Raw genomic sequence first — 4,535 nt, 5'->3', positions numbered from 1 at the left:
GGTGCTGCGCACCGGCAGGTAGGCGGCCCAGACCCACTGACGCCCCTCGGACTGTCCGACCGAACATCGCAGCGCGGCCCGCTCGATCAGCAGTTCCCGGACCGACTCGGCGAGTTCCTCCTCGCTCCGGTAGGTCCGCACCCCGACCCCGAGCGGCCGACCGTTGGCGGCCCGCAGCGCCCAGCCGAGGCAGCGGTCGGCCGCCGGCACGATCAGCAGTCGCGGACCGCGCCGCTCAGCGGCCATCGGTGCGTCTCAACGGCACCGCGGGTTCCGGGAGTTCGCGCGGCGGCTGCTTGGAGAGCAGCACCACGAACCGCCGGAAGGCGTTCTGGCAGGTCGCGTACCGCTCGTACGCGCGGCTGGAGCGCACCTCGGGCAGGGCCCGCGAACCCGGGACGACCCAGATCCAGCCGATGCCCTCCCGCACGTGGGTGATCCGCGCGGTGAGTTCGACCGCCACGACCCGCAGGCCGTCGAAGGCCCGCTCGGCCTCGCCGGCCGTCTCGAACGCGGCCGGGGTGATCGCGACCACCCGTCCGTTGGGCGCCTTCAGTTGCCAGCGGTAGCGCCCGTCCGCCGCCCGTTCGGCGCGGAACCCCCCTCGACTTGCCCCTGCTGCGGTGTAGCCGCGGCCGGCAGCGTTCACTGCCCCCTCCGTCCGGTTGCCCTCCGGATTCCCCTCCGAGCGGAGTAAAGCTATGTGTGCACACGGAGCCCCCGAAAGCCCAGAACGTTCACAACTTGCGCCGTTGGTCGGGAAGTTCTCTCTCGTTTAACTTTCACGCGTCTCGATCGGGAACCGCTCCGGAACCGCTCCGGAAGCGGCCCGGAACCGGCCCGGAACCGCTCCGGAACCGACCGGCAACCGGCCGGGAACCGCCCTGGAACGCTCAGAGCCGGGCGGTCCAGCGCACCATCGTCCCCTTGCGGTACGGCCCGCTCTCGTGCCAGGCGTCGCCGCCGAGCGCCTCGGCGCGCCGGGTGAGGTTGAGCAGGCCGCTGCGCCGGCCGCCCCGCGGGATGCCCACCCCGTCGTCGGTCACGGTGAGCAGGACGCCCGGCCGCCCGCCCCGGTCCAGCGACTCCGGGTCGCCACCCACCGGGCGGCCGTCCTCGTCCAGGTGGGTGGTGGCGTCGATCTCCACCCCGACCCGGGAGGCGCGCGCGTGCCGGGCCGTGTTGGAGAGCATCTCGCGGAGGGCGGCCAGCAGTTGACGGCCGGTGTTCTCGCCGACCAGGCTCTCCACCGGCCCGACGAAGCTCACCGCGGGCTTGAAGCCGAGCGCGGCCGCGGCCTGGCTGGCCTCGCGCAGCACCCGGGTGCGCAGGGTGTCCGGCGCGTCGCCGTGGTTGTCGTGCTGGAGGGCGTAGATGGTGGTGCGGACCTCCTGGATGGTGGCGTCCAGCTCGTCCACCGCCTTGCCGATGCCGACCTTCACCTCGGGGACGACCGCCCGTCGGGCGGCGCTCTCCAGCATCATCCCGGTGGCGAACAGCCGCTGGATCACCAGGTCGTGCAGGTCGCGGGCGATCCGGTCGCGGTCCTGGAAGACGGCCAGGCGCTGCTGGTCGCGCTGGCCCTCGGCGAGCCGCAGGGCGAGCGCGGCCTGCGAGGCGAAGGTCTCGGCGAGCTGCTTCTCGCTGTCGGTGAACGGCACCGCTCCGCAGGGGCGCCAGACGCAGAGCCCACCGAGCACCCGCCCGGCGGCGACCATCGGCACCGCCATGGACGGGCCGAAGCGGCGGGCGAGCCGGATCACCACGGTCGGGTCGCTGGACATGTCGTCCAGGTAGACGCTCTCCCCCGCGAGCAGCCGGGCCGCGAAGCTCTCCCTGGGCAGCAGTTCGCCGCGCACGAACTCGGCCAGCTCACCGGAGGCGTGGGCGACCCGCATCTGCCCGTCGCCCTCGTCGCCGTCCTCCGGGCCGGTCGGCAGCAGGATCATGCCGAGCGCGGCGTCCGCCAGCTCCCGCACCTGCTCGGCCGCGACGGTCAGCGCGGTCTCGGCCTGCTCGGCGGAGAGCAGGGCGGTGGTGACGGCGGCGGCGCCGGCGATCCAGCGTTCGCGGCGGCGGCCCTCCTCGTACAGCCGGGAGTTCTCGATGGCCACACCGGCCGCCGCGGCGAGCGCGTGCACCACCTGCTCGTCCTCGGGCGTGAAGGCCCCGCCGCCCTTCTTCTCGGTGAGGTAGAGGTTGCCGAACACCTCCGCGCGGACCCGGATCGGCACGCCCAGGAAGGTCCTCATCTGCGGGTGGTGCGGGGGGAACCCGGAGGAGCGCGGGTCGGCGCCGAGGTCGGTCAGCCGCAGCGGCTCGGGGCGGTCGATGAGCACGCCGAGGATGCCCCGGCCGGCGGGCAGTTCGCCGATCTCGCCGGCGGTCCCGTCGTCGACCCCGACGTGGATGAAGTCGGCCAGGCCGGTGCCGCCGGGGGCGATCACGCCGAGCGCCGCGTACCGGGCGTCGACCAGTTCGGCCGCGCCCACGGCGATCCGGTGCAGGGTGGCGTGCAGGTCCAGCCCGGCCCCGATCGAGACCACCGCCTCCAGCAGCCGCTGCATCCGGTCGGTGACCGCGGCGGCCGACTGGAGGCGCTCGGCGACCTCGGTGACCAGGGTGTCCAGCCCCAGCGAGGCGATCTCGGGCACCCGATGGGGTGTCGGCTCGGGCGTGGCCTCGGGGAGGTCCGGCGTGGGGTCCATGGAGAAAGCCTAGTTTGTACGCTTTTCAGCCGAAGGGCGGCGCGACGGGCAGTACGGCGGGCAGTACGACGGGCCGCGCGGCTACCGGCCCACCGGCTCCAGCAGTCCGTCCGCCTCCCGCTCCCGCCGCCACATCGCGTGCAGCCGCCCGTCCGGGTCGGCGACCAGCTCGGACCAGCGGCCCCGCTCGGCCACCCGCCCGCCGTCCAGCACCAGCACCTCGTCCACCGTGGTGTCGTCCAGCCCGGCCAGCCGGTGGGTGATCAGCACCGTGGTGCGGCCCTCGGTGGCGGCCAGCAGGTCGGCGGTCAGGGCGTCCGCGGTGGGCAGGTCGAGGTGCTCGGCGGGCTCGTCCAGGACCAGGACGGGGAAGTCCGCGAGCAGGGCCCGGGCGAGTGCCAGCCGCTGGCGCTGGCCGCCGGAGAGCCGGGCGCCGTGCTCGCCGACCATGGTGTCCAGGCCGTCCGGCAGTCCCTCGGTCCACTCCAGCAGCCGGGCGCCGGCCAGCGCGGCGCGCAGCTCGTCCTCCGCCGCTTCCGGCCGGGCCAGCCGCAGGTTCTCCCGCAGCGAGCTGTCGAAGACGTGGGCGTCCTGGGCGCAGAGCCCGATCACCCGGCGGACGGACTCGCCCGCCAGCGCGCGGCTGTCCACAGCCTGTGGACGGCCGTCGGCGAACCGCACCGTCCCGGCGCTCGGCTCCAGGAAGCGCAGCAGCGCCTGGGCGAGGGTGGTCTTGCCGGAGCCGGACGGGCCGACCACGGCGATCCGGCGCCCGGCGGCGAGGTCGAGGTCCACCCCGGCGAGCGCGTCCACCGCCTGCCCGGGGTGGCGGACGGTCAGCCCGCGCACCGCGACCGGCAGCGGCTGCTCGGGCAGCGCCACCGGGTCGGCCGGCTCGGTGACCGGCACCGGAGCGTTCAGCACCTCGTCCAGCCGGGCCCGCGCGGCGCGGCTGCGCTGGCGGGCCTGGACGGCGAGCGGCATCCCGGTGACGGCCTCGAAGGCGGCCAGCGGGGTCAGCACCACCACGGCCAGGCAGACCGGCGCCAGCACCCCGTCGCGCACCCCCTGGACGCCGACGGCGGCCGCGGCGGTCACGGTCAGCCCGGTGAGCAGGGCGATCAGCCCGGTGCCGAGTGCCGTGGTGGCGGCCGAGCGGGCGGCCAGCCCGGTCAGCGCGGCGTCGGCGGTGCGGACGGCGGCCAGCCGGCCGGGCAGGGCGCCGGCCACGGTGAGCTCGGCGGTGCCGGTGAAGGCGTCCACCACGGCGGTGGCCAGGCGCCCGCGCGCCGGGGCCTGGCGCCGTTCGGCACCGGCCGACCAGCGGGCGGCCAGGGCGGGCACCAGCACGCCCGCGAGCAGCAGCCCGAGGCCGAGCACCAGCCCGGCGGCGGGCAGGAAGGCGGTCATCGCCACCGTCGAGGCCAGCGCGACCAGGCCGGCCACCGCGGCCGGCAGCCGCCAGCGCAGGTAGTGGTCCTGGATCGCGTCCACGTCGGCGACCAGCCGGGAGAGCAGGTCGCCGCGCCGGAAGGCGGGCAGTCCGGCCGGGGCGAGCGCGCTCAGCCGCCGGTAGACGGCGGCCCGCAGGGTGCCGAGGGTGCGCAGCACCGCGTCGTGCGAGACCAGCCGCTCGGCGTAGCGGAAGACGCTGCGGCCGATGCCGAAGGCCCGTACCGAGGTGACGGCCATCATCAGGTAGAGCACCGGCGGCATCTCGGAGGCCCGGGAGATCAGGTAGCCGGAGGTGGCCATCAGGGCGACGGCGCAGCCGAGGGCGAGCGCGCCGAGCAGGATCGAGAGCGCCAGCCGGGGGGTGGTGCCGCC

4 protein-coding genes are annotated in these 4,535 nt (G+C 75.7%); all 4 read right to left on the bottom strand.

The features are described 5' to 3' along the window. Nucleotides 1-246, bottom strand: a 246-nt coding sequence (locus tag ACIQOV_RS28865) for a hypothetical protein (RefSeq protein ID WP_401053445.1), incomplete at its 3' end; no start/stop codon positions are given. Then, nucleotides 236-649 carry a hypothetical protein gene (locus tag ACIQOV_RS28860; protein WP_401053443.1) on the bottom strand — a complete coding sequence of 138 codons (414 nt, stop codon included), beginning with the start codon at nucleotides 647-649 and terminating at the stop codon, nucleotides 236-238. The genes ACIQOV_RS28860 and ACIQOV_RS28865, both read right to left, overlap by 11 nt. Nucleotides 650-893: 244 nt before the next feature. After that, nucleotides 894-2,708 carry a GAF domain-containing protein gene (locus ACIQOV_RS28855; RefSeq protein ID WP_401053441.1) on the bottom strand — a complete coding sequence of 605 codons (1,815 nt, stop codon included), beginning with the start codon at nucleotides 2,706-2,708 and terminating at the stop codon, nucleotides 894-896. An 81-nt stretch (nucleotides 2,709-2,789) separates the two neighbouring features. Continuing rightward, nucleotides 2,790-4,535, bottom strand: a 1,746-nt coding sequence (cydC, locus tag ACIQOV_RS28850) for a thiol reductant ABC exporter subunit CydC (RefSeq protein ID WP_401053439.1), incomplete at its 5' end; no start/stop codon positions are given.

Origin of the sequence: Kitasatospora sp. NPDC091257 (genome assembly GCF_044757675.1) — a bacterium.
Lineage (GTDB): Bacteria > Actinomycetota > Actinomycetes > Streptomycetales > Streptomycetaceae > Kitasatospora > Kitasatospora lactacystinica.
Note: the sequence above shows the minus strand (reverse complement) of the source record. Positions and strands in the feature narration are given on the sequence as shown.